Source organism: Pontibacter beigongshangensis, from assembly GCF_014332515.1.
GTDB lineage: Bacteria > Bacteroidota > Bacteroidia > Cytophagales > Hymenobacteraceae > Pontibacter > Pontibacter beigongshangensis.
The window spans coordinates 1-23948 of record NZ_VFSD01000024.1 but is presented as its reverse complement, the minus strand read 5'-3'; the positions used below and the strand labels follow the sequence as shown (position 1 = coordinate 23948).

Annotated in this window: 16 protein-coding genes; 9 read left to right on the top strand and 7 right to left on the bottom strand. The window is 50.9% G+C overall.

Translation table 11 applies throughout. The annotated features are described in order from the left end of the window. Positions 1–246: 246 nt before the first annotated feature. The 3 genes from FJM74_RS17740 to FJM74_RS17730 all read right to left on the bottom strand — a co-directional run bounded on the left by FJM74_RS17740 (position 247) and on the right by FJM74_RS17730 (position 3384). Entirely contained in the window at positions 247–795 is a 549-nt protein-coding gene (locus FJM74_RS17740; protein ID WP_187264063.1) for an REP-associated tyrosine transposase, read from the bottom strand. A 185-nt stretch (positions 796–980) separates the two neighbouring features. Beyond that, entirely contained in the window at positions 981–1607 is a 627-nt protein-coding gene (locus FJM74_RS17735; RefSeq protein WP_187263983.1) for a hypothetical protein, read from the bottom strand. A 565-nt stretch (positions 1608–2172) separates the two neighbouring features. Then, on the bottom strand, positions 2173–3384 hold the full coding sequence (locus FJM74_RS17730; RefSeq protein ID WP_241739229.1) for a mechanosensitive ion channel family protein: 1212 nt from the start codon (positions 3382–3384) through the stop codon (positions 2173–2175). A 1051-nt stretch (positions 3385–4435) separates the two neighbouring features. On the opposite strand from FJM74_RS17730, the gene FJM74_RS17725 reads away from it, so the two are divergent. Beyond that, positions 4436–5944 carry a GumC domain-containing protein gene (locus tag FJM74_RS17725; protein ID WP_187263981.1) on the top strand — a complete coding sequence of 503 codons (1509 nt, stop codon included), beginning with the start codon at positions 4436–4438 and terminating at the stop codon, positions 5942–5944. A 19-nt stretch (positions 5945–5963) separates the two neighbouring features. Here the strand turns inward: FJM74_RS17725 and FJM74_RS17720 are convergent, their stop codons facing one another. Continuing rightward, on the bottom strand, positions 5964–10220 hold the full coding sequence (locus FJM74_RS17720) for a hybrid sensor histidine kinase/response regulator (protein ID WP_187263980.1): 4257 nt from the start codon (positions 10218–10220) through the stop codon (positions 5964–5966). Between the two features lie 827 nt (positions 10221–11047). Here FJM74_RS17720 and FJM74_RS17715 point away from each other — a divergent pair. Next, positions 11048–12088, top strand: a complete 1041-nt coding sequence (locus FJM74_RS17715) for a DUF4421 domain-containing protein (RefSeq protein WP_241739228.1) — start codon at positions 11048–11050, stop codon at positions 12086–12088. A 300-nt stretch (positions 12089–12388) separates the two neighbouring features. Then, on the top strand, positions 12389–13468 hold the full coding sequence (locus FJM74_RS17710) for an acyltransferase family protein (RefSeq protein ID WP_187263979.1): 1080 nt from the start codon (positions 12389–12391) through the stop codon (positions 13466–13468). A gap of 169 nt (positions 13469–13637) precedes the next feature. Here FJM74_RS17710 and FJM74_RS17705 read toward each other — a convergent pair whose 3' ends face one another. After that, on the bottom strand, positions 13638–14264 hold the full coding sequence (locus FJM74_RS17705; protein WP_187263978.1) for a TetR/AcrR family transcriptional regulator: 627 nt from the start codon (positions 14262–14264) through the stop codon (positions 13638–13640). Between the two features lie 83 nt (positions 14265–14347). Here FJM74_RS17705 and FJM74_RS17700 point away from each other — a divergent pair, with 83 nt between their 5' ends. Beyond that, complete coding sequence (locus tag FJM74_RS17700; protein ID WP_187263977.1) at positions 14348–15481, top strand: FAD-dependent monooxygenase; 1134 nt, start codon at positions 14348–14350, stop codon at positions 15479–15481. A 362-nt stretch (positions 15482–15843) separates the two neighbouring features. Here FJM74_RS17700 and FJM74_RS17695 read toward each other — a convergent pair whose 3' ends face one another. Next, positions 15844–17601, bottom strand: a complete 1758-nt coding sequence (locus FJM74_RS17695; protein WP_187263976.1) for an ABC transporter ATP-binding protein — start codon at positions 17599–17601, stop codon at positions 15844–15846. Between the two features lie 215 nt (positions 17602–17816). Between FJM74_RS17695 and FJM74_RS17690 the strand changes: the two genes are divergently transcribed. The 4 genes from FJM74_RS17690 (at position 17817) to FJM74_RS17675 (ending at position 21202) form a co-directional block, all read left to right on the top strand. Further along, positions 17817–18590: a hypothetical protein gene (locus tag FJM74_RS17690; protein ID WP_187263975.1), complete on the top strand. Its 774-nt coding sequence runs from the start codon at positions 17817–17819 to the stop codon at positions 18588–18590. Between the two features lie 168 nt (positions 18591–18758). Further along, complete coding sequence (locus FJM74_RS17685) at positions 18759–19235, top strand: hypothetical protein (RefSeq protein WP_187263974.1); 477 nt, start codon at positions 18759–18761, stop codon at positions 19233–19235. 798 nt (positions 19236–20033) lie between these two features. Beyond that, positions 20034–20564 (top strand): DUF2911 domain-containing protein, encoded by a 531-nt coding sequence (locus FJM74_RS17680; RefSeq protein ID WP_187263973.1) that lies wholly within the window; start codon positions 20034–20036, stop codon positions 20562–20564. Positions 20565–20641: 77 nt separating this feature from the next. Then, positions 20642–21202: a GNAT family N-acetyltransferase gene (locus tag FJM74_RS17675; RefSeq protein WP_187263972.1), complete on the top strand. Its 561-nt coding sequence runs from the start codon at positions 20642–20644 to the stop codon at positions 21200–21202. 313 nt (positions 21203–21515) lie between these two features. Here the strand turns inward: FJM74_RS17675 and FJM74_RS17670 are convergent, their stop codons facing one another. Continuing rightward, positions 21516–22451 carry a glutamate--tRNA ligase family protein gene (locus FJM74_RS17670; RefSeq protein ID WP_187263971.1) on the bottom strand — a complete coding sequence of 312 codons (936 nt, stop codon included), beginning with the start codon at positions 22449–22451 and terminating at the stop codon, positions 21516–21518. Between the two features lie 534 nt (positions 22452–22985). Between FJM74_RS17670 and FJM74_RS17665 the strand changes: the two genes are divergently transcribed. Beyond that, positions 22986–23930, top strand: coding sequence for a glycoside hydrolase family 43 protein (locus FJM74_RS17665; protein ID WP_187263970.1), 945 nt, complete (start codon positions 22986–22988; stop codon positions 23928–23930). Positions 23931–23948 lie beyond the last annotated feature (18 nt).

Genomic DNA, 23948 nt, shown 5'->3' with positions numbered 1-23948 from the left:
CCTTTTTTTGACGGACATTGCTGAAAAAACGAATATCATTTCCGTCAGAGCTATTTCTGTTTCTCTATAATGAAGGTGCTACATACCTACATACCGCAAGTTTAGGCGCAGCCGCAACTTGTGGTTGTATAGGAGAGCAAGTTTGTAACTTGCGGATCCGCATATTCCTATTCCTTCACACGCAAGTTACAAACTTGCTATCATGGATTCCCACCAGTTACCGCTTCGCTCAAACTGGCGGTATGGTTAGCTGATGTGTATAATCTCTACCAGGCCTTTTCCGCCTGCATAATCTATGGCGCTGCTATAAGGGTAATCGTGAGGCTCTCTTACAAAGCCTGCCTCAACAGGATTATTGTGTATATAGTCCAGTTTCTGATCTATCAGGAAGTTAGAGTTTAGCTCAATCGGTTGGTTGTGTTGTTGCCAGAACTGGTAAGTTGTGTTATTGCTATTTCGTTTGCCAGCCCTTTCAAATATCCAAAGCATCCACTCCCGTCGACTTTCCTGCGGGTTTTCGGCTATCTCTTTAATAATCGTTTTGGCTGTATGCTTTTTCATGTCCCGGATGATATTACTCTGGTTGTCGCCCTGAGAACTTATAATCAGATGAACATGGTTTGACATAATGCACCAAGCATATACCTCCAAGCCTTTATGTCTGATACAGTAGTTCAGACTTCCTGCAACCACATCTTTATAAGCAGATCTTGTAAAAACATCAATCCAGTTAACTGTTGCAAAAGATAAAAAGTGGAGTTGGCTTTGATCTCTTATTTTATAGTTTCGGCTCATAACAAAATAGAAATGCTTATCCATACCGCAAGTTTAGGCACAGCCGTAACTTGCGGTTGTATTGGATAGCAAGTTTGTAACTTGCATCACCTTCTTTCCTATTATATGCAAGTTGCAAATTTGCAGCCATGACTTCCCATCTTTACCGCCTCGCTCAAACTGTAGGCATGGCAGGTCAACCAACACTATTCCCGTGCATCAAACGGAATAAAGCGGCCATTCTTCAGCACATACATAGTAGTGCGGTTTTCCTCTATCACCGAAACGCCATCTGTCGGCAATGTTACCTTTCTTTGGTTTCTGGGGTCCTGTACCACAGAGTCTTTAGGAGCCAGTTGTAACTGATACACACTGTACCATTGGTCCTGCAGTTGCCGGGCAGGGTAGGCTGCTATTTTTACCGCTCGCGCCCTGGTGGTATAGTCCAGAAAAGCCAGCACATGGATAGAGTCGTTTTGCAGCACCTGCACCGCATAATCCGGCGAGCTGTTTCCGTCGAAGTTGCCTTTTAAGTAAACCGGGTTTTCTACCTGCATGCGCCGGTTTACCAGCGTCTCGTCCTGAAAGTTGGGGAGCTGTGCCTGCGGCTGCTCTTGTTGCAGTAGCCTGGTTAAGGTATCGGGTACCGGAAACAGGATGTTGCCTTCGGTAGCGGCTCTCGCGACACTGTCTATAGACGCTTTGGTGCCGGCGTCAACCTGCTCGCCGATAAGTTCGTCGCTGGCGGCGCGGTTGTAATTGCCATCGGCAGAGTCGGAGCCGCAGGCGGCCAGGCCTAGCAGGGCGGCAAAAAGAATCGGGTGTAATTTCATGGTGTATATGGCCAGGTTATAATAGCTTAACTATCACTACATACCAGCCTCATGTCCTGAAAGTTGTTGCATCGGCAGAAATAAAAACAGGAGCGCCACTTTATACCTGCTGCCATTGCGGCGGCCACAAAAAAGGAGCCGCCCCCGGATTTCTCCGGGGGCGGCTTTAGCTGTAGGGGGAGGAATCGAACCTCCACGGAGTGGTTAGGCAAAAATCTTTGTACTATCAAGTTTAAAATAACTGCTTTATCCCGGTTTCTCCACCCCCGAGAGAGGAGGGCTTGTCTGCCAGTTTCAACACCCTACATTGTTTGTTGATGATGTAAAGGTAAGGAAAGATTTTTTAATTGCAAATATTTTAAACAAAATTTATTTTCTTTGATTTAATAATAACGAATCGCGTGAATGATTGCCATGTTTTCAATTTAGAGAGCCAGGAAGATTCGGGTAGGATTTGCCGCAAAAGCTTATATACCCTTACCTGTGGTTTATCTTCTTGCTGAAATCGAAGGAAGTTAACCTTGCATTCTGAGGAACTGGCCAGCTGTATGTAACTTGCTGATACTTATAGAGATGCTTGTGCTTTCTCGCTGCTGCCCTTATCCATGAACCTGGCTTCTACAGGCACGCCATTCGGGTCGATAAACTGCACTTGCTGGCGAGGGTATACAGGTATGATCTTGTTGCGGTACTCCGGTTTGTTCAGTTCCTCGGTTATGCGCAGCGTCAGCTCGCTTTTCCATTTGCGGCGCTCGCGGGCACCTACCAGGTAGCGAATGGTGATGTTGGTCCAGGAGTCGTCCATGGAGATAAACACCTGCGGCTGGTCAGGCACATTATCATCCAGGCCGGCGCTTTTCAGGAGGCTGGCATAAGCGCGGGTTGGTTCTACCATATAGCTGCCGAGCAGTTTTTCAGCTATGATTTCCAGTACCTTCATCGCTAGCTTCATATCCGATTCGTTGGCCACGCCTACAGAAAGTTCATCCCAGACATAAGGGAAATCGCCTGTCAGGTTAATGACGGAGCCGGTCAGGATCTCGTTGTTCGGAAACGTGACGAGCCGTCCGGTCGGCTGTTCGGCCTGCACAAACCCGGACTGATAAGGGGCGCCAATTTCCCAGACCGTCGTGTTCAGGAAATCGATGCGGTACACATCGCCAAAAACCTCTCCTACTCTTATCCGGTCGCCCACGCGGTAGTAGCCCTTAAAGGAGTTCATGAGCCAGCCCGTAAAGCTCTCGATAGGCGTTTGCAGCGACCACGACAGGGCCAGGCCGATAAGACCCAGCGAACCAACCAGCGCGCGGATATCTCCTGCCACCACACTGATCGCCACGCCAGCGGCCAGGAGCCAGCCAGCAATCGAGACCAGCGAAATAATAGCGCTGGAGCTTTGCCAGCGCCCCAGCACCCGCTTTAAAATATAGTTTATCAGGCGTATCAGGACCCAGGCGAGCACCAGGGTGCCGAGCGCGATCAGCATTTTGGGCAGATTATAGAGAAAACTTTCCCACAGCCCCTGTAGCGCTCCAATGGCCTCGTAAGTGGCATCTTTGCTCGACAGCACTTCTGTTGTGTCTGTGGCGGCAGTTGCAGCCAGGTCCTCCTCTGCCAGCGCTACGGAGTCCACCGCCACCGGGTCGTCCTGTGCCAGGCCTGCTTCTGAAGGGGCAAAAAGCAGCATGATAAAGCCCGTAATGGCCACCGCCAGTATAGAAGCCTGCCTGAAGCTCTTCAGCCTTTTTTGAGCTCCCTTTACGGCTGAGCCTCTCATAGCTTTTCTTTTTCTGGCAGTGGTTCTTTTGTATCGTCTGGTTCGGGTGGGCTCACTTGTGCCCATGGCCTGCGCCCGGGCTCTGGCCTTAGCAGTTGATGCTGTTAGCCTGCTGTTTCTGCTCTGAATATTGTTTTTTTTATACAAAGGCATAGTTTGCTGCTGGTTAGCTGATGATCCGAGGCATGAACACTGCGCTGACAGATCGGAAGTATGGCTCTACAAGCTATACGGGAGAAACAACCCTGCTGGTACAGGAGGTGAGGCAGACACGGAATCACCAGCAGGGGCCTAATGAGCAGCAGCAAAGCCTCCGGAGGGGCTTTTTGATTGGAATAATTTAGTTAATGTGCGTATAGTTTAATGTGCTGATTCTCCATTTGGAGATTTGAAGCCCAAATGATCTGGAGATGAACCGGAGAGCGCCCTCTTAACTTATTAAGCGTGTCTTGCGTCCTGTTCAGCAGCTGAAAGCCTCTGGAGGGGCAATTTTATTAGAATAACCCAAGTTGTGCGGTAGCAGCCCTAAATAATGTGGTGCGGCGGGTAACTACGAGTCAGATACAGTTGCCAGGTGCAAAGAGTGACGACTTTTTGTTTGAGCGTTCAGCGAGTGGGGGTAGGGGCCCTCGACAAACAAAATCGTCTTGATTTTTTTGGTTCTTTTTGTATCAAGACAAAAAGAACAAAGACATGGGCCATGAAACAAGCTGCTTCTACCAAAAAGTCTTAACAAGCGGCTATGCTAACTTAACCCCAGGCCAGTAGCCATTGCCTTAGGCTCTCGCCCACAAGATCCTTTCAGGAGGACAAAGGGACAAAGTCAGAAAGGCTCTATACCGCACAACTTGGGTTAGAATAATCGGGAGGCGGCAGGCGTTACAGGTAAGCAGCGGACAGACCCGGAGGTTTTGGCAGTGCTCCGTTTTGGTTCAGCTAATCGCCCATAATGATATTCGATGCCAACTATTATACTTTTTGTTGCCAAATATGCGTATGTAACAGTATTTTTAAGTTGGCAGTAAGAGTTTGGTAAAAGCCGCAGACGTGCATGTTTCGTAAAATTAATTTTGATAAAATTAATCGCTACTCCTTTTCAGAGGTTTACGCTTCTGTAAAAGAGTTCTGCGCCGTGTTTGTGCAAAGCAAATACTCCTTTATCCGGGCCATTGTGCTGAGCTTGTCGGTGGTGTTTATTTACCATATGCTCTCCTCTCCTGAGTACACTATCTCGAGCACCATTTACCTGCAGAGCAACGAGCAGGCGCCAGCTGGCGGGGAATTTAAGGCTACCTCCGTTAATGCCACCAGTGGGCCAGACGAACCGCTAACGCTGGATGTTGGGCCACTGCAGCTGAAAGGCGCTGCCAGAAAAGCCATTGCAGACCTGAACCTGAACGTGCACTATTTTGAAGACAAATGGCTAGGGAAAGATGAACTGTACGGAGAAGAAGCGCCCATAAACCTGGTCCTTATTTCTTACAGCCCCAGGATAACCCAGCAGACTCTTGCCATTAAGGTCATCGATAAAAACACCTTCGTGCTCCGGGAAGATGGCCAGGTAAAAGCCTTCCTGTTCGACCAGATTATTCAAAAGCCTTATGCTACCTTTAAAGTAACGCCCGGGCCTGCTATCGGCAGCGGGCCGGAAGATTTGCTGGTCACCTTCAGCGACCTGAACCTGATGGCGGAGGCATATGTGGAGCAGATCAGGTTTAAGCGCAAACACCTGCATCCTGACCTGCTCACCATAAGCCTGAAAGAGGAGATACCGCAGCGGGGCGTAGATTTTCTGAAACGGATGACTGCTGTGTACGCCGAGGGGTATGATGTGCACAAAGAGTCTTACAGAACAGCCATGGGGGTGGTGTACAGCAGCCTCGACAGCATACGGCTGGAGATTGCCCGCCTGGATATACTACTGGAAGGCTATGGCCACATCAGGGACGCACAGGAAGAGCAGCCGGAGGAGCAGTTGCCAGCTGCCGGCGCCGCAGCAGGCCGCGAAGAGCAGCTGCAGGCACTGCAGGCCCTGCAGCCGTACGTGCATCACCCGGTTTCGCAGATTACCATTATCCCGGAGAACCTGGAGCTGGGCGACGGCATGCTGCAGGACCTGATACAGGATTATAACCAGCAGCAGCTCGATAAGCTGGATCTGCTCAGGACGCACCCTGAAAACAGCCAGCCCATAGCCAAAACCAACAAGCAACTGGCCGCCATCCGGCAGGCGATCGTGCAGCGAATCGGCATCATACAAGAAGATAAGCCCCAGGGGGGCGAAACCGCCTCAGCCACCGCAGGCCAGAAGCGGGCAGCCACCGAAGATGATATAGCAGCGCTAAAAGTAGAAAGGCAAGCCAAGAAAGCCCAATACAACTACCTGCTCGAACGCAAAGATAAACTGAGCAATTTGCTGGCGGCGTCTAAACACAAACTGCTAACCATTCATAAGCCCGAAGACAACATTGAGGCAAAGTCTTATTTCATAAATTACTTCCTGGCTTTCCTTTTCGGGCTCGGCATGCCCTTGTTCCTGATAAAGGTGCTAAAATGGTAGCAGGGGCCCTCCAACGCGGCTACCCGACAGGGTTTAGCACATCGGGGGCAGGGTCTCCGGCAGCCAGGGTGGCAGCTGCCTTCTCCAGCGACTTCAGGAGTTCCTCCAGGTCAATAGGCTTGCTGATGTAGTCGTTCATGCCGGCTGTGAAGCATGTTTGCACATCTTCTTTCATGGCATTGGCCGTAGTGGCGATGATGTAAGGCTGAGGGCCATCTTCCTGCTGGCGTATCTCCCGGGTGGCTTCAAGCCCATCCATTTCGGGCATCTGCACATCCATGAGTACAACATCGTAGCTTTTCCGGCTCAGCGCCTCCAGTACCTGCAGCCCGTTTTCGGCCAGGTCGGCGGTATAGCCAAGTTTCTCCAGCACCATTTGCGCCAGCAGCTGGTTTATAGGGTAGTCTTCTGCCACCAGTATCTGCAGCGGATAGTTCTCGGCAAAGTGCTCCGAAAACTTTTTCTTCTCTGTTTCCTGCTTTTCGGTTCTCTCCTGGTTCTTCAGGCAGCTTACGAGCTGCTTGTATAACTGCTGATGTTTTACGGGTTTGGTTAAGGAGCAGCAAAACAGTTTCTTGTGAGGGGCTGCTATACTGTCGCCAATGGAACTCAGTAGGAGAATGGGGAGCTGTGGGTGCCATTTTTTAATCTTCTGGGCCAGGGCCACACCATCTGCCTCCGGCATGTGCATGTCGCTGATCACGATATCGAATGGCTGGGATTTTAGCAGCTCCAGTGCCTCCTGCGCAGACTTTGCCAGGGTGGGCACAAAGCGCCACTGCGTAAGCTGGGTTTTCAGGATTCCCCGGTTGGTGGTGTTGTCGTCTACTACCAGTATGCGCTTGCCTTTCAGTTCTGCCGCATTCAGGTGCACATAGGCCTGATAGGCCTGGGTGCTTGGCTGTGCGAGCATGCTGAAGCGGAAGGTGGTGCCTTTGCCAGGCTCACTCTCTAAGCCGATGCTGCCGCCCATAAGCTCTACCAGGCGCTTGCTAATGGCCAGGCCTAAGCCTGTGCCGCCATACTTGCGTGTGGTGGAGGAGTCTACCTGCGAAAAGGCCTTGAATAATTGTGCCGCCTTGTCGGCCGGAATTCCAATGCCTGTGTCGCGCACCTCGAAGCTCAGCTCTGCCAGGTTGTTGTCGAGCAGGCGAGTTTGTGTAACACTCACAAATATCTCACCCTTGGCTGTAAATTTAATCGCGTTGCCGATCAGGTTAATCAGGATCTGCTTTAGGCGCATGCTGTCGCCGATAACCTGAGCCGGAATATTGTAGGCCAGCTGGTACATCAGGTCCAGGTTTTGCTGGGCGGCTTTGTTGGCAAACATGTCCAATACTTCCTCTATGGCTTCGCGCAGGTCGAAGGGCTCCTGCTCCAGCTCCAGGTTGCCGGATTCTATTTTAGAGAAGTCCAGGATGTTGTCTATAACAGCCAGCAGGCTTTTGCCGGAGCTGCGGATAATCTCGGTGTAGTTGCGCTGCTCGTTGTTCAGCCGGGTTTCCGATAGCAGCGAGGTCATGCCGATTACGCCATTGAGCGGCGTGCGTATTTCATGGCTCATGGTTGCCAAAAATGTGCTTTTGGCCTGGTTTGCTTTTTCCGCCTCCTGCCGTGCCTGCTCCGCCTCCTGCCTGGCCTGCTGCTCGTGGGCCTGTTGTTGATGGAGCTGCGTGTTTAATTTCAGGAGCTGAATGGTATGATCTTTCAGCTCGGCTGCCTGGGTCTGCAGCGCCTCCTTCTGTAAAATAACCTCAGAGGTGCGTGCCTTTACCTGCTCTTCCAGCTCGGCCTTCTGCTGGTTTACGGCACGCAGCCGGTACCGGTAAAAAGCAATGCCGCTCCCGATAAGCGCCAGTACGGCCAACGACCTGAACCACCAGGTAGCCCTATAGGGCGGGGTTATAATGAGTTTTATGCTGTCGCCGGTTTCGTTCCAGACCCCATCGTTGTTCGAGGCTTTTACCCGGAACACATATTCTCCCGGATCGAGGTTGGTATAGGTCGCTTTCCGGTCGCCGCCCACATAATTCCAGTCTTTGTCGAAGCCCTCCAGCATGTAGGCGTACTGGTTTTTGCTGCTCCTGATGTAGTTGATGGCCACGTACTCAAAGGACAGCACCGACTGCTTATGCGATAATTTAATTTCTTTGGCGGCGCTTATGGCCTGCTTCAGGGGCGAGTCTGCCGTACCTACCACTACATCTTTGTTGAATATCTGCAGGTTGGTGATATAAACAGCCGGTGCTTTTTTATTGAAAATGAAGTTGTCGGGCTTAAAAATGTTGAAGCCGTTCAGGCCTCCGAAGAGCAACTCACCGGTGCGTAGCCTGTAAGCAGCACGGGGCAGGAACTCGTTTAGCTGCAGGCCGTCTTCTGCTCTGAAGTTCTGGAAGGTGCCCTCGGCCGGGCTGAAGCACGACAAGCCATTGTTAGTGCCCAGCCACAGCTTTCCACTCGCATCTTCCTGAATGCTGTTGATAACACCGCTCGGCAGACCATGTTTTTCGGTATAGCTGCGGAAGGTGCTGGCTGCCTGGTTCATCAGGTTCAGGCCGTTGTTGGTGCCAACCCAGAAATTGCCTTTCCTGTCTTCGTACACATGAATAATGATGTTGCTGCTAATGCTGCTGGCATCGTCAGGGTTATGCCTGAATACCTCAAAGGCCCCTTTCGGCTTGTTTATTTTATATAAGCCCTCTGAGGTGGTTCCAATCCACAAATTGGCTTTTTTATCGATATGGAAACTGTTGATGCCGGTTGTAGGTATGTTTTTCCCTGCCCAGCTGTAGCGGTAGAAGGTGTTGGCTTCTTTATCGTACTTAAAAATGCCGGTGTTCAGCGTTGCCACAAATAGCTCTCCCTGCGGGGTTTGCTGCATGTGCCATACATCCCGAAGCAGAATAGTGTCCTGTGTTATCGGGTCGATGCCTGTAAAATGCTCGTAGGTGCCTTTGCTGCGGCTATAGCGCAGAATACCTGCATCAAAAGTGCCAAGCCACAGGTTGTTTTCCGTGTCCTCAAAAAAAGTGGTGATGGTTCCCAGCCACCGGTCTGTCTGCGTACGCTGGTGATGCAAGAATTTGCCGGTTTTGGGATTATACAGATCAAAGCCATCGCGCAGGCCAACCCAGATATTGTCCTGTTTGTCCTGGTAAAAAGAAAATACTTCTTTGCTACTCAGGCCATCGGGTTTGCCGGGGTTGTATACATGGTGCGTAAAGTTTACGGGGTAGGCCTCTTTTATAGAAATGCCAGCTATGCTGCCAATCCAGATGTTGCCGGTTGGGTCTGCATAAATAGTGTTCAGGCCATTGTCTAACAAAGAATTGGTTACAAACGCATCGTGCTGGTAATTGGCAAAAGTATCTGTCCTCTTGTCCAGGATGCTTAAGCCGTAATTGGTGGCAATCCAGATGCGGCCATCTTTGCCCTGGCAAATGCCCGGCACATAATCTGCCAGCAGCGTCGGTTGCGGGGAGCTGTGGTAGGTGTAGACTTTAAACGATTTTGTTTCAGGCATAAATCTGTTCAAGCCTCCAAATGCGGTGCCTATCCACACTTCGCCTTCCTTGTCGATAAAAATCTTCCGGATAGAGTTGATGCTCAGGCTGCCCGGGTCCGACTGCCTGTGGGTGTAGTGGGTGTATGTTTTCCGGTCTTTGCTTATGACGCTGATGCCGGCCTCTGTTCCTACCCACAGGTTGCCTGCTTTGTCTTCCTCCACCGCCCTGATAACATTGCTGATCGGGCTCCCGGGGTTGAGGGGGTTGTGCAGGATGCGGGTGAATTTCTGGGTGACAGGGTTAAACATATTGAGGCCGCCCCTGTCGGTGCCAATCCAGATCAGGCCCTTGTGGTCTTCGGTAATAGAGGTGATGCGGTCGTCGCTGAGGCTGTTCAGGTCCTGGGGGTTGTGCCTGTAAACCGTGAAATTGTTCATTTCCTGGTTATACACGTTCAGCCCGCCATTGTCAGTGCCAATATACAGGGTGCCTTTCCGGTCGAGGAATATTTTGATAACGGCATTCGTACTCAGGCTGCCGGGCAGGAGCGGGTTGTGGCGGTAGACTTTGATCTGGTAGCCATCGTATTTGTTGAGCCCGTCGGAGGTGCCGATCCAGGTAAAGCCGTTCTGGTCCTGCACAATGCTCCTGACAAAGCTCTGCGACAAGCCGCTTTTAGTGGTAAGGTGCCTGAAAGTAATGTCGGCAGGCTGCGACAAGCCTACTGCCGTGTACAACAACAATAAGATAAGAAAGTAAAATTTTGTCATGCAGGTCACTTCAGTATAACATGTCGGCTTGTGTTTTCTATTTCTCTCCGGCCACTCCCTCTGTAATGGCCAGAACGCATTAATTTTCTAAACAATTCCTGGTGTGGATAACTTATGGCTTTAATTGCTCCTCCCCGAAAATGCAGGTGAGGCAGCTGCTGTATAAGCTTGTTTGCTGGCTTGGTAAGGGTTTTCAGGTGTTACGGGGCGAGGCGCTTCTCCTGCATCAGAGAAAGCGGGAGCAAGGGTCATGCTCTTTCAGGTTCTTAAGTTAGATGCTTATAAATGAGGTTCTTTTTTATTTGAGCAGCAGCGCAAATGTAAGGAATAATCCTGCTCTGGTAGAAAGTTACAAAGGTATTTTTATTTTAAGGAATAGCTGGCCTCCGAAAAGGCATGTTATAAACATCTCTGCTAACGTATCGGCATCAGAAATTGCAGCGCCTCAGGAAACAGGCCGCAGGGCTTTTTTATCCTCCTGTTGAAATCAGACAAAGAACAATCGGCGACTGCAGTGAGTTTGTGTTGCTGGCTGCAATAAATGAGCCAGCAACGATCCGGCAATTATTCCAATTAAAAAGCCCCTCCGGAGGCTCTGCTGCTGCTTTGCCATATGCTGCGCCTGCAGCAAAAGCGTGCTCCGAAGGGGCTTTTTAATTGGAATAATTTCAGACCCTGATTTGTCGGCAGTGGCCTGCGCTCCTGCTATAGTGCTGTTCTTTGGCTCCTGCAACTGACCAGCCGGGCGGTGAACTGTAACCAGAAGCAGCGCAAGCAGGTACTATACATAGGTCCTTTTCAGAATTTTAATTATGCCTGTTTAAACCATGATGCGCACATTGCCTGGCTGTTTCAAGATATTCGCCATCTGCTGCCTCGCCTTGCTGGGGGCAGCAGATGCCAAAGCACAGGCAACAACCGGGGACACCTATTACCAGACCTTCCCGGATCTGCTCACAACCAGGTTCTATCTTTCCGGGAAATATACCGGCTTCAGGATCAGGGAAAAAACCGACAACACCAGGTACGTGTATATGCCCAATACCAGCCTGAACATGGGCGTGGGAGCCACCTACAAATGGGCTACCCTGAACCTGGCCTATGGCTTCGGCTTTCTGAACCCAGACCATAATCAGGGCGATACCCGCTACCTGGACCTGCAGGCGCACATCTACCCCAGAAAATTCGTGATTGATGCTTTTGGCCAGTTTTACAAAGGCTACCACTTGGAGGAGCGGGGCAGGGGAGCAAGATCAGACGATGATTTTTATGTGCGGCCCGATATTGTCCTCACCAAAATAGGGGCTTCGGTGCAGTACCTCTTCAACCACGAGCGGTTTTCGTACAGGGCGGCTTTTATGCAGAACGAGTGGCAGCAGAAATCGGCCGGCTCTTTTCTGCTGGGCTTCGAGATGTATGGCGGCAGGATAGCCGGCGACAGTGTGCTGGTGCCGGTGCCCCTGATCGGGAGCGAGGCCGGAAACTTTACAAAGCTCAATTTTTTTGAGTTTGGCCCCAATGCCGGCTATGCCTACACGCTGGTTATCAAAAAACACTTTTTTATAACCGGCTCTGCTTCTGCTAACCTGGGCGTAGGCTACTCTGAGAAACAAGAAGATGCCGGCACGCATACCGAGTGGGGCATTAACCCGAACCTGTTTCTGCGCGGTTTCGTGGGCTACAATGCCGGCAGGTGGGCCATCAGCGCCAACTATGTCCGCAACAACGTGCGGGTAATCTCCAACCAGGGCTTCTCCAACACCATCATGACGGGCAACTACCGCCTCAACTTCGTTTACCGCTTTACCACCGGCCCGAAGCTGAACCAGCGCATCCTGCGCCACATAGACCGCTTAGGGGCCGAATAGCCACTCCTCTTAATCTGCTACAGCCTCTATTCTGGAGGCGCGCTACAAGATTGCATTCTGTGTAGGTACTGCCGCTGCGCCATGTAGCTGGATATAGAAAAGTGTTTATATAATAATTTATAGATTTAGGTCTATTTTGTAGAAAATGAATAACAATATTCTGAAATATACGGTACAAAAAAACCAGGGCGAAAGCTGAGAATTTAATTGAATTATTTTGATGCAAGTCTTTCAGGGAGTTGAGGGTGCGTTGTATTTTAGCTGAAGGCAGGATTTATGGAGAAGAACAGATTACTTTTTATGGATTCCCTGAGAGGGATCGCCGCTTTTTTGGTCGTGCTCTATCACTACACTACTACATACAGAAGTTTATACGGTCATAACTTTAGCCGGCAGTTCGATTTTGCCTACGGTAACTATGGCGTGGAGCTGTTCTTTATGATCAGCGGGTTCGTGATCTTTTTCAGCTTCAAGAATATTACAGACGGCAAAGATTTTTTGTTTAAACGGATCACTCGCCTCTACCCGGCTTATTGGTTCTGCGCCATCGTGACCTTTGCCGCTGTGCAGTTCTTTGGTCTGCCCGGCCTCGAAACCTCCTTTACCGATTTCCTGATAAACCTCACCATGTTCCAGAAGCTGGTAGGCGTGCCCGAGGTAGACGGCGTGTACTGGACCCTGTTTTATGAGTGGATGTTTTACCTGATGCTGCTGGTGATCTTCGTAACCCGCAAGCTCGATAAGATACTGTATATCGGGGCCGTGTGGATGGCGCTCAACTTCGTGAACATGCACCTCTATGAAATACCGTTTGCCAGCAAGCTGCTCAACCTGTATTACGGAGCCTTTTTCTATTCCGGCATTTTGTTTTACCTGCTCAAGTTTAAGCCGGAGGTGCGGAAGCACGTGCAGGTGCAACTAGCGATTGTAGCCGCTATGGCACTTTCGTTTTACATCGAGAAGGGCCTGACAGATGTGTTGATCATTGGTGGCATGTACCTGGTTTTTTTCCTGAGCATCAGCGGTAAGCTCGATTTTATGTCGAACAGAGTGTTTCTTTTCCTGGGCAGTATATCGTACCCGCTCTACCTGTTCCACCAGTACATCGGCTATATCATTATCAACAACATTAAAGATTATTTCGGCAGCAGTGTGCTGGTTATCGTGCCGCCCATTGTCTTCAGTATTATTTGTGCTTACCTGATCTCGGTGTATGTGGAGCAGCCGGTTATGCAGCGCATGAAGAACTGGTACAAAGCCCGCGCAGGCAACAAGCCCGCCCAGGAGAGCAAGCAGGTAGTAACCAGCGCCTTTGCCCAGCCGAAGCCGGAGAAACCCGAAAGGTTTAAAATTGGCAGTGTGAGTCGCTCTGAATTGTAAAGAAGTTTCAAAAAGCCTTTCAGTTGGTGGTGGTTTGTGGGATGGAGTGTCGGCTGCCCGGAAAGAGATAATCTAAAAGCCCCTTACATTTTCAATTCTTATATCCAGCAGCAGCAAAAGCTACGGTATGGCCTGAATCATTAGCATAATTTGCCGGCTGAACCAGGCTTCAGGCATGCTGCCGCTTTACCCAGTCTAGCACCTCATCTTTTAGTGGAGCACTAAAATAAGGGACAAACAAGCCCATAGATAAGGCCACATAATGTGCAACCAACTCCGGCTCGCTCAGGTGCTGCTTGTCTGGCAGGCGGGCATATTTTACCCAGTTGTCAGATAAAATAAAGAACTGCTCAAACAGCACCGGAAAAAGTGCTGCATCCACGTCTGCTGCAAAAACACCATCCTCCTTAAACTTTGCGAACACATGCAGAAATAGCTGCCTGCGGTTTTCTATCAGCTGCTGATAGGCCTTAAATACCTTCGGGTACTTTTCCAGGATAGCGACAGACTCCATGAAAATAAAAGCGTACCGGAGCATGACCTCAAAGCTTTTGGTAATGGCTGCCAGCATGGCTCCGGCTCCCGGGCTGGTGGTATTATCTTCTTCTGCAAAAGAGGCAATGGTTTGCTCCATCTCCGAGAAAGTGGCCAGAATAAGATCCTCCTTCGTTTTAAAATAATACCGCAGGTGCCCGTCGCTGATCGAGATCTCCTTCGCAATATCGCGCAGGGTGCTGCTCCTGATGCCTTTGCTGTTGAATAGCTCAATGGCTGCTGCAAGAATTTTTTCTCTCATTTAGCTCTTTTGAGCTAATGTAAGAAAATTTCTTTTACATTTGCATTAGCTCCATGGAGCTAAACGGTTAAAACAGTTTCGTTATGAAAAGAATTGCTGTGATTGGGGGAGGGATAGGCGGCTTGACGGCTGCTATCTCCCTGAGGAGTTTTGGCTTTGCCTGCGATGTGTATGAGCGAAGCCCGGAGTTCAGAGAAGTAGGAGCCGCCATCAGTGTGTGGCCAAATGCGCTGCGCGTGTACAGGCAGTTAAATATGCTGGACAGCGTGCTGGAAAAATGCGGTGAGCTAAAAGAAGCGTACATTAAAACCAGCTCCGGCAAAATTCTGACACGCACCAGGCCGGCATACGAGCTGCCGGCTGTGTGTATGCACCGGGCCGACCTGCTGAACGCCCTCCTGCAGCAGCTGCCCTCAGAGAATTTGCACGCCGGCCACGAGCTACAGCATTTCAAAACGAACAACGACAACACCATCGCACTGCGGTTTAAAAACGGCAGGGAAACAACATATGATTTGCTCATTGGCGCAGACGGTATCAACTCGGTGGTGCGGCAACAACTGCTAGGCGATGGCGAACCTGTTTTTAGAGGCTACAACATCTGGCGGGGCATTGCCGAGCTTCCGCTGTCGCAAGGCTATGGGAGCGAAACACTGGGCAGGGGCAACCGGATAGGCATTGTGCCCATCCGCGATGGCCTGTTCGGCTGGTGGGCCACCGCCAATGAGGCACTTGGGCAAACTGATGAGCCGGAAGGCACCCTGCTTAAGCTGAAAAGGATCTTCAGCGACTGGCACGATCCCATTCCGCAGCTCTTCGACAGCTCGCCCCAGATCATTAAAAACAGCCTGGTAGACAGGGTGCCGCGCAGGGGCTGGAGCAAAGGCAATGCAGTTCTGATTGGCGATGCTGCGCACCCAACTACTCCTAATCTGGGGCAGGGAGCCTGCGTGGCCATAGAAGGCGCTTACCTGCTTTCCCGTTGCCTTGCCAAGTATGGCATCTCGGCCCAAGCGCTCAGCACTTACGAGGCCCTGCACTTTCCGCGAACCAAGTACATCAACAAAAACAGCTTGCTGGTGGGGCAACTGGGGCAGTGGCAGAACCCTGTAGCCGCAAGCCTCCGGAACTTGATCTTTTACCTGCAACCCGAAAAAGCCAGCCTCAAAATCCTGGATAAGTATTTCAATTACGATGTCACACAAATTCCTGTCTGATAGCCTGGTAACTGAGCAGCAGCAGGTAAAATAGCTCCGGAGGGGGTTTTTGATTAGAATAATTTGGTTAATGTGCTGATTATTTGATTTGAAGATGAACCGGAGAACACCTGTTAACACTTAACTTCTTAAGCGTGCCTTGTGTCCTGTTCAGCAGAAAAAGGCTCCGGAGGGGCATTATCATTAGAATAATTCCTCAGTGGTAGGTGAGCCTTATAAATTCAGCGACACCACTTATCGGAGTTTGGCTCTCCTTTTATACAAGCAGTAAAAAGTCGTCATACGTGTGTCGTTTTTCTCAAGGTGATGCCACGTATGGTTCCGGAAAGTGAAGTCGCAGTCTAAATCAACCAGCAGTCAAATTACCGGATCAGCTCCTGCTTGCGCTCCCCGATCTGCTGGCGCCACATGGCGTAGTAGAGCCCTTTTTGGTCTACCAGCTCCGTGTGGCTGCCTTGTTCTACTACCTTGCCGCGTTCCAGCACATAAATGGTGTCGGCGTGCATGATGGTGGAGAGGCGGTGGGCGATGAGGATGGTGATCTGCTCGCGCATGGCCGAAATCTCCTTTACGGTGGTGGTGATTTCTTCTTCGGTGAGGGAGTCGAGGGCGGAGGTGGCCTCGTCGAAGATGAGCAGGCGCGGGTTCCGGATCAGGGCGCGGGCAATGGAGAGCCGCTGCTTCTCGCCGCCCGACATTTTGAGGCCGCCTTCGCCTATCTGCGTGTCCAGGCCTTTTTCGGAGCGGGCCAGCAGGTTGGTGCACGAGGCGCGCTGCATGGCGGCCAGCATCTCCTCTTCGGTGGCGTCGGGTTTCACGAACAGCAGGTTCTCTTTTATGGTGCCCGAAAACAGGTTGGTTTCCTGGGTTACAAAACCCAGCTGCCGCCGAGCCTCGTTCAGCCAGATGTCTTTGGCCGAGAAGTCGTTGTAGAAGACTTCGCCGCTGTTCGGCACATACAGCCCCACCAGCAGCTTTACGAGTGTAGATTTGCCGGAACCCGATGGCCCCACAAAAGCAATAGTGTCGCCGGTGCTGGCCTCGAAGGAGATGCCGGCAAGGGCGTTCTGCTGCGCGCCTCTGTGCCGGAACACCACCTCCTCGAACCGCAGCCGCTGCAGCGGGCCAATGTCGATGGCCGACTCCGGGCGCTTCTCGATCGGTTTCTGCATCAGCTCATCAAAATTATGCAAGGCTGCCTCTGCTTCGCGATAAGACAGGATAATGGTGCCCAGGTCCTGCAGCGGCCCAAAAATGCTCACCGAAATAAATTGCATCGAGATCAGCTCGCCCGTGGTGAGCACATCCCTGAAAATAAGCCAGAGCAGCGTGAACAGGATAGATTGTTTGAGGAGGTTGAGCGAGGTGCCCTGCAGAAAAGACAGTGTCCGGACGCGCTTTACCTTCACCATTTCCAGCTCAAAAATCTGCTCGGTATGTGCCCGCAGCCGCCGCACCTCCTGAAACGTGAGTCCCAGGCTTTTTACCAGCTCAATGTTGCGCAACGACTCCGTTATAACCCCCGACATTTTGTTCGTGGCCCTGTTTATGGAGCGTTGCATGGTTTTGATCTTCTCGCTCAGTAGCCCCGTGAGCCCGCCCAGCACCAGAATGCCGATCACAAAAATAGGCACCAGCGCCCAGTGCTTCGTAACCGCGTACCACACCAGAAAGCCAACGCCCACCACCGACGAAAACAGGATGTTGATAAAAGCATTGATGAAACGCTCTGTGTCGCGGCGCACCCGCTGCAGAATAGAAAGCGTTTCGCCGCTGTTCTGGTCGGCATACTCCTGGTACGAGAGCCGCAGGGTCTGCTTCAGGCCGTCGTTAAAGATCTGCACCCCGAACTTCTGCACCACCAGGTTAGTCAGGTACTCCTGAAACGCCTTCGCCAGCCGCGAGAGCAGAGCCACCACCACCGCCAGCAGCATCAGCCACAGGGCACCCTTTACCCGGTCGTGTGGCGGCATGGTAAAAGGTGGCGTGGCATAGCGGTCTATTATCTGCCCAAAAATAATAGGGTCTACGAGGGCCAGCACCTGGCTCACGCCAGCCAGCAGCAGCGACAGTAGCACAAGCCTTCGGTTAGGCTTCAGGTAGTTCCAGAGTAGGCGCATGCAACAAATGAGTTTAGAAGTTGATACCTACGGAAAACTACAGCTTACGATACCTGCCTTACCTGCTGCCTGAGATACGTGCTGCTCCTGTGGCTGCTTGCAGCAATATGCCCGGAAGTCTGTGAGTTTGTAGCCAGGGTGTATGTTTATATTAATTGTTAAAATAATTAAATATAGTTATATTTCACAGGAAATAAATCAACCCTCACTAAATTATGTCACAAATTTTTAATGGGAAAGTGCCGGCAACGCTTAATGGTGCAGGTGCTGCAAAAGAATTTGTTCTCCTGAAAGAAGAGCCAGCTATCAAGTCTGTGCCTGCCCATGGAGCATCAGTAGTTACCTGCCTGCTCTGGGCAGCCGGAGGGTTGCTGGTGCTCCACCTGCTGGTGATGCTGGCGATACTGGCAGGCGATGCTCAAAAGCTGCTTCCGGCCTGGCAACCCGTCTTTTATTTTGATAAAGAAGGCAACCTGCCATCATTCTTTTCAACTTTTATCCTGCTCTTGTCTGCTTTCCTGCTAGCAGTTGTAGCGGCCATCAAAAGAAAAGAAAAAGACTATTTTGCCCGGCACTGGGCGGGCCTTGCTATTATATTCCTGTGCATGGCTGTAGACGAGGCGGCGGGCATACATGAATTACTGCTGGCCAGGTTTAGCGCCGAAGGTACAGCGCACATTTTCTGGGGCATGGCAGGCGGCGTCCTGGTGCTGGTGTTTGCGGTGGTTTATTATCAGTTTTACAGGAGCCTGAACGTGGCAGCCCGCAGAGGGTTTTTTATTGCCGGGGCCTGTTTTCTGCTGGGGGCACTTGGCCTGGAGATGCTGGGAGCAAGCCTGCTGAGCCAGGGCCACAGCGACCGCGATCTGGTTTTTATGATAGTGATGACGGCAGAGGAGGTGCTGGAGATGGGCAGCATCATATACCTTATTTCTACGCTGCTACACTACCTGAAGCCCTATACAGCCGTTGGGTTTTTGATAAAATAAATGCTGAAACTCATCCGTAACATAAAAATCCTGTTTTCAGCTTTGTATTGGCTTCTTCTGTAATGGTGCCTGACAGGAAAAGGAGGCTTGTACCATAGCTGTTCCTGGTTGTGTAGCTGCTTTTTTATTCTCAAGCTGTTATTTTGCGGCAAGCCTTATGTATCTGCCATGGCCACTTATATCTACAAAACAGGCAAGTATTTTTCCGGAGGGGCCCGCATGTTGGGTTGGGTGCTGGCAGTTATAGGCGTGGTGGCTGTAGTGAAAGGGGTGGTGGCCGGAGCCTTGCTTTTTTCGGCTGCCATTATTACGCAACTTACCTATGCGGCCGTAAAGTTCGATCTGAAGCGTGCCACGTTTGGGCAGGGGGTGCAGCTTTTTGCCTACTTCTTCGGAGCCGACCAACCGCTTCCGGGGCTCGACTTCCTGTACCTGAAGCGCAACAACTACAGCCAGGTGGCCGAATCGAGGGGCTCGATGGCGACGTTTTACAGCTCCAGGTTCGATGGCTTCCTGCAACTGGCAGATGGCACCAGACTGCACCTGCTGCAGCACCGGATAAAAGAAGTGGCCCTGCAGCATATGGAAAAAATAGCGCAGGACCTTGACGTACCGCTACGCGACTTAACAGACGTGCGGCCCTGAAAACCGATCTGGGTCTTTCGATCCTTTTGGGCTAGAACAAAAAAAGAAGCCGGCCCGGGATTGCTCCCGGGCCGGCTTTTGCTGTAGGGGGAGGAATCGAACCTCCACGGAGTAGTTAGGCAAAAATCTTTGTACTAAATAGTTTAAAATTGCTGCTTTATTCCAGATTCTCCACCCCCGAGAGAGGAGGGCTTGTCTGCCAGTTTCAACACCCTACATTGTTTGCTACTGATGATACAAATGTATACGAAACTTTATTATGTTGCAAATATTTTATCAAAAATAATTTAATGTTTTTTTATTCGTAACGGAAATGCAAATGTTTTAGTAAAATCGTAATTACAAAATTAATAGAATGTGGTATACGAGGCATCAGGAAATAAGGTTGGAGGATCTTGATTTTATAATACTTACGTGTGTTAGTATGGCTCTGCTGCATGCCCGTTTTTCAGCAGAAGTAGCCATAAAACAAGCCACCTACACCTGATTACAATGATTAAACCCTGGCAGGCATGAAATATTGTCGGGACAGGTTGAGAAGAAATGGCCTGAATGCAAGAATTATTCTAATCAGAAAGCCCCTCCGGAGATGCTGCGGCCCCTGCTGGAGTTCTTCAAAATTAGAGATAAACATTATGGCAGCTTTCCAAGCATCAAACCTTTCTGAAAATGAAATTGGAGGAGCACTGCTGGCGTAGCTGAAGCAGATTATGGTGTACTTTTTTACTTGCAAAGCATTGTGTAGCAGAAAACTAAATAGTTTCTTATCTTTCTGATACAATCAAAACAACGTAAAATATGAAAAACAACCATTTGTTCAGTTCGCTGCTCCTGCTGATGCTGGGCCTGCTGATGTCAGCAGGTGCCCTGGCGCAGGACGATAAGGCAAGCCGTCCGAGCCCTCCGGCCACGGCATCGGGTAAGATCGGCCAGGCAAACGTAACCATTAACTACAGCAGCCCGGCCGTGAAAGGACGCACCATTTTTGGCGATAGAGTGCCCTATGGCAAAGTGTGGCGCTCCGGGGCCAACGAGGCCACTACCTTCGAGGTAGACCAGGCCGTGACGGTAGAGGGGAAAACGCTTCCGGCCGGAAAGTATAGCCTGTTTACCATTCCAGGCGAAGACCAGTGGACCGTTATCTTTAACAAAACCTCCGACCAATGGGGCACGCAGTATAAAGAAGACCAGGATGCGCTGCGCGTGACAGCCAAACCCCGCAAAGCAGCTTCGATGCAGGAGCGGCTGGAGTACCAGGTGCAGGAGCCGGGCTTTGTACTGCGCTGGGAGAATCTGGAACTTCCTGTCTCGGTAAAAGCTAAAAAATAACCAGGGTAGCCGGGAGCCGCAACAAAGAGCCCTTCTGCTCCGGCTCCTGCTGCACACACACACAGCGGCTTCTTCTCATGATACAGTTTAAAGAAGAAATCAGGACAGATCGCCTTCGGCTAAAGGTGCTCGAAGAGGAGAATGCCAGCACTTTTGCAGAGCTGGTTTCAGCAAACAAAACCAGGCTGCAGGAGAGCTTTCCTATAACCGTCAGGCGGGCTACCGATAAAGGGGCTGCCAGCATTTACCTGAAAGAGCTGCAGTACGACCGCCTGCATGGCAGGTCCGTGTTGTATGGGGTTTGGTTCAGGGGCCTTCTGGTAGGCATGATCATCGTGAAAAACATAGACTGGCGTATTCCCAGAAGCGAAGTAGGTTACTTTGTAACCCAGACTTATGAGGGGCTTGGCTTTACCTCAGAGGCTTTGAGAGCGGTGTGCCTGTACTGCTTTGATGATCTGTCGATCCTGAAAATTTGCGCCAAGATTATTCCAACCAATCTGCAAAGCAAACAGCTGGTCGAAAAACTGGGCTTTGAGCTGGAAGGTACTCTCCGTAAAGAATATAAAACCGGTTTAGGCGAAGTAGTGGATATAAACTACTATGGCCTGCTCAGCCAGAGCCGGCCTGAGCAGTAGCTTGTGCAGGCGTTTAAATTGTCGTCTTCTACTAAATTATTCTAATGGATTTGCCCCTCAGGCGGCTCTGCTCCTGCTGCTTAACTAGGACACGAGACACAGGATCTTCTTGAAGTTAAAAGTGAAAAGTTAATTGCACTTTCAAAGCTTGGAAGAATTCATTTCCAAATCTCCTCATCTCCAAATCTTCAGATTAAAAAATCAACCATTAAACGATTTAGCCATTTAACTATTCAGCAATCAACAACCAAATTATTTGAATGAAAATAAACCTCCATAGCATCTGCGCCTGCTGCTGTTCAAGCCCCCTTACTCATAACTCATAACTCTTAACTAATAACGGTATCTCCTCGGGTCGGAACCGCTCCAGGAAACTGCGGGCATCTGCCACATCGGCATCGTGCCAGCCGAGCAAGTGGGCCAGGCGCTGCCAGAGCGCTGCTGGTGTCATGCCTTGCTGCCGCATGCCATGCAACGACTGCGCATCCTGCGATTTGGATAGTTTGGCACCGTCTGAGCCCAGCAGCAGGGGGTGGTGCAGGAAGCGCATGTTGGTGAACGCCGTATGGCCGGTGCATTGCGCCAGAAACACCTGTGCCGCCGTGGAGGTGAGCAGGTCCTGCCCCCGCACCACCAGGTTGATGCCCATCTGCAGGTCGTCGCACACGGAAGCTACCTGGTAGGCCGGTATGCCATCTTTGCGGCGCACCACAAAATCGGGCATCTGCTCCCAAAGCGGCACCTCGTAATTTTCGCGGAGCAAAAGGTCATAAAAAGAGATTATGGTATGATCAGGCACGTGAATGCGCCAGGCAGCTCCAGGCTCTGAGAGCGGCACTTGCAGGTTGCGGCAAGTCATGGGGTAGAGCCCCTCTGGGGAAAGGGCCGCGATCTGGCTTCTGGAGCAGGGGCAGGCGTAGAGCAGGTCCTTTGCCAGCAGTTGGTCCAGGAAATCGTGGTACAGCGGTAAGCGGTGGTGCTGCGAGTAGTTACGCAGGAAATCGTCGGGGCTGGCGGGGCCTTCGTCGTAGTCGATGCCCATAAACTGCAGCGTGTCGAAAATGTTGTGCAGGTACCCTGGCCGGAAGCGGGTGTTGTCGAGGTCGTCGATGCGAAGCACGACCGTGCCGTTTTGCTTGCGGGCCAGCGCCCAGGTTATGGCAAACGACAATGCATTGCCCAGGTGCAGGTAGCCGCTGGGTGTTGGCGCTATCCGGGTCTTGATGTTGGCTGCTGGCTGTGGTTTCAAATGCTTTGTGGCTGTTGCTCCTTCAAATTAGAAATTCAAAATTAAAAATTAAAAGTCAGGGAAGTAAGAATCACGGGCGCGGCCTCGCTTCAAGCTCCTGTTTCGCAGCCTCTGGCCGCGTTAAAGGCAAGCTAGCAGCAGCAGGAAAAAGCTCCTGAGGGCCTTTTCGATTAGAATAATTCCAGAAACCGACCTTCCTGCCTTACCTCCCGCTCAAGCGTCAAAACTACCGGAATGGCACTTCGTAGTCTGGAAGAAACTTATCTGGCAGTTCCCAATTGCAATTTTGTGCTTTATCTGGTAACAGTTTCGCGGGTAGGAACTACTGTGAAAACATCAAAAGTAAGGCAAAACAAGTGCTTCAGATAGTTTATTTCAGTTAGCTTTTGGATTCAAGGGCAAAAGCTACTATCTAGTGATTTGAATGAAAACAGTCTCCGGAAGGCCGTTTTCATTCAAATAATTTGCTTCAGAACCGATAACCAACACCATACCGCCACAAGTCTACCATCAATTATTTATACGCTGACATCAATGAAGAAATTACAGTTTTTGCTCTGGCTGCTCTTGCCCCTGCTCTGGTCCTGTTCCGCTTCCCGGCAGGCTGCCACACCCGACGAAGAGGTATACCTGTTCTCTTACTTTAAGGGCAACGGCGATGGGCTGCACCTGGCGTACAGCACCGACGGCTACAACTGGCAGGCCCTCAAGAACGACTCCATCTTTCTGAAACCTACCGCAGGCAAAGACAAGCTGATGCGCGACCCCTGCATTATCCGGGGCGGCGACGGCAAGTTCCATATGGTCTGGACAGTGAGCTGGAACGAGCGCGGCATCGGCTATGCCAGTTCCGATGATTTGCTGCACTGGTCGGAGCAGCAGTATGTGCCGGTTATGGAGCACGAGCCGGGCGCGCGCAACACCTGGGCCCCCGAAATCACCTACGACGACAAGACAAAGGAGTACATGATCTACTGGGCCACCACCATTACCGGGCTTTTCCCCGAAACGCAGGCGGCCGAGGACAATGCCTACAACCACCGCATGTACTACGTGACCACCAAAGATTTTAAGACCTTCAGCGACACCAAGCTGCTGTATGAGCCAGGCTTTAACGTGATAGACGCCACCATCGTGAAAGACAAGGGCCGCTTTGTGATGTTCCTGAAAGACGAGACACGCACGCCGCCCCAGAAGAACCTGAAAGTAGCCTACGCCGATAAGCTGACCGGACCTTACTCAGCGGCAAGCGCGCCTATTACGGGCAACTACTGGGCCGAGGGGCCTACTACGCTAAAGCTGGGCGACACCTGGATCGTGTATTTCGACAAGTACCGCGACAAAGCTATGGGAGCGCTGCAGTCGCAGGACCTGCAGAACTGGACCGACATCTCTGATAAGATCTCTTTCCCGCAGGGCATGCGGCACGGCTCCATTTTTAAAGTGACGAAGCCTGAGTTCGAGAAGCTCCTGAAGTAACAGCACTTGAATAACAAT

Coding starts and splice junctions, on each gene's coding strand:
- FJM74_RS17695 (WP_187263976.1), bottom strand. CDS start 17,601: ATGCGCCTACTCTGGAACTACCTGAAGCCTAACCGAAGGCTTGTGCTA.
- FJM74_RS17735 (WP_187263983.1), bottom strand. CDS start 1,607: ATGAAATTACACCCGATTCTTTTTGCCGCCCTGCTAGGCCTGGCCGCC.
- FJM74_RS17715 (WP_241739228.1), top strand. CDS start 11,048: ATGATGCGCACATTGCCTGGCTGTTTCAAGATATTCGCCATCTGCTGC.
- FJM74_RS17680 (WP_187263973.1), top strand. CDS start 20,034: ATGAAAAACAACCATTTGTTCAGTTCGCTGCTCCTGCTGATGCTGGGC.
- FJM74_RS17675 (WP_187263972.1), top strand. CDS start 20,642: ATGATACAGTTTAAAGAAGAAATCAGGACAGATCGCCTTCGGCTAAAG.
- FJM74_RS17690 (WP_187263975.1), top strand. CDS start 17,817: ATGTCACAAATTTTTAATGGGAAAGTGCCGGCAACGCTTAATGGTGCA.
- FJM74_RS17705 (WP_187263978.1), bottom strand. CDS start 14,264: ATGAGAGAAAAAATTCTTGCAGCAGCCATTGAGCTATTCAACAGCAAA.
- FJM74_RS17730 (WP_241739229.1), bottom strand. CDS start 3,384: ATGAGAGGCTCAGCCGTAAAGGGAGCTCAAAAAAGGCTGAAGAGCTTC.
- FJM74_RS17700 (WP_187263977.1), top strand. CDS start 14,348: ATGAAAAGAATTGCTGTGATTGGGGGAGGGATAGGCGGCTTGACGGCT.
- FJM74_RS17685 (WP_187263974.1), top strand. CDS start 18,759: ATGGCCACTTATATCTACAAAACAGGCAAGTATTTTTCCGGAGGGGCC.
- FJM74_RS17710 (WP_187263979.1), top strand. CDS start 12,389: ATGGATTCCCTGAGAGGGATCGCCGCTTTTTTGGTCGTGCTCTATCAC.
- FJM74_RS17725 (WP_187263981.1), top strand. CDS start 4,436: ATGTTTCGTAAAATTAATTTTGATAAAATTAATCGCTACTCCTTTTCA.
- FJM74_RS17720 (WP_187263980.1), bottom strand. CDS start 10,220: ATGACAAAATTTTACTTTCTTATCTTATTGTTGTTGTACACGGCAGTA.
- FJM74_RS17740 (WP_187264063.1), bottom strand. CDS start 795: ATGAGCCGAAACTATAAAATAAGAGATCAAAGCCAACTCCACTTTTTA.
- FJM74_RS17665 (WP_187263970.1), top strand. CDS start 22,986: ATGAAGAAATTACAGTTTTTGCTCTGGCTGCTCTTGCCCCTGCTCTGG.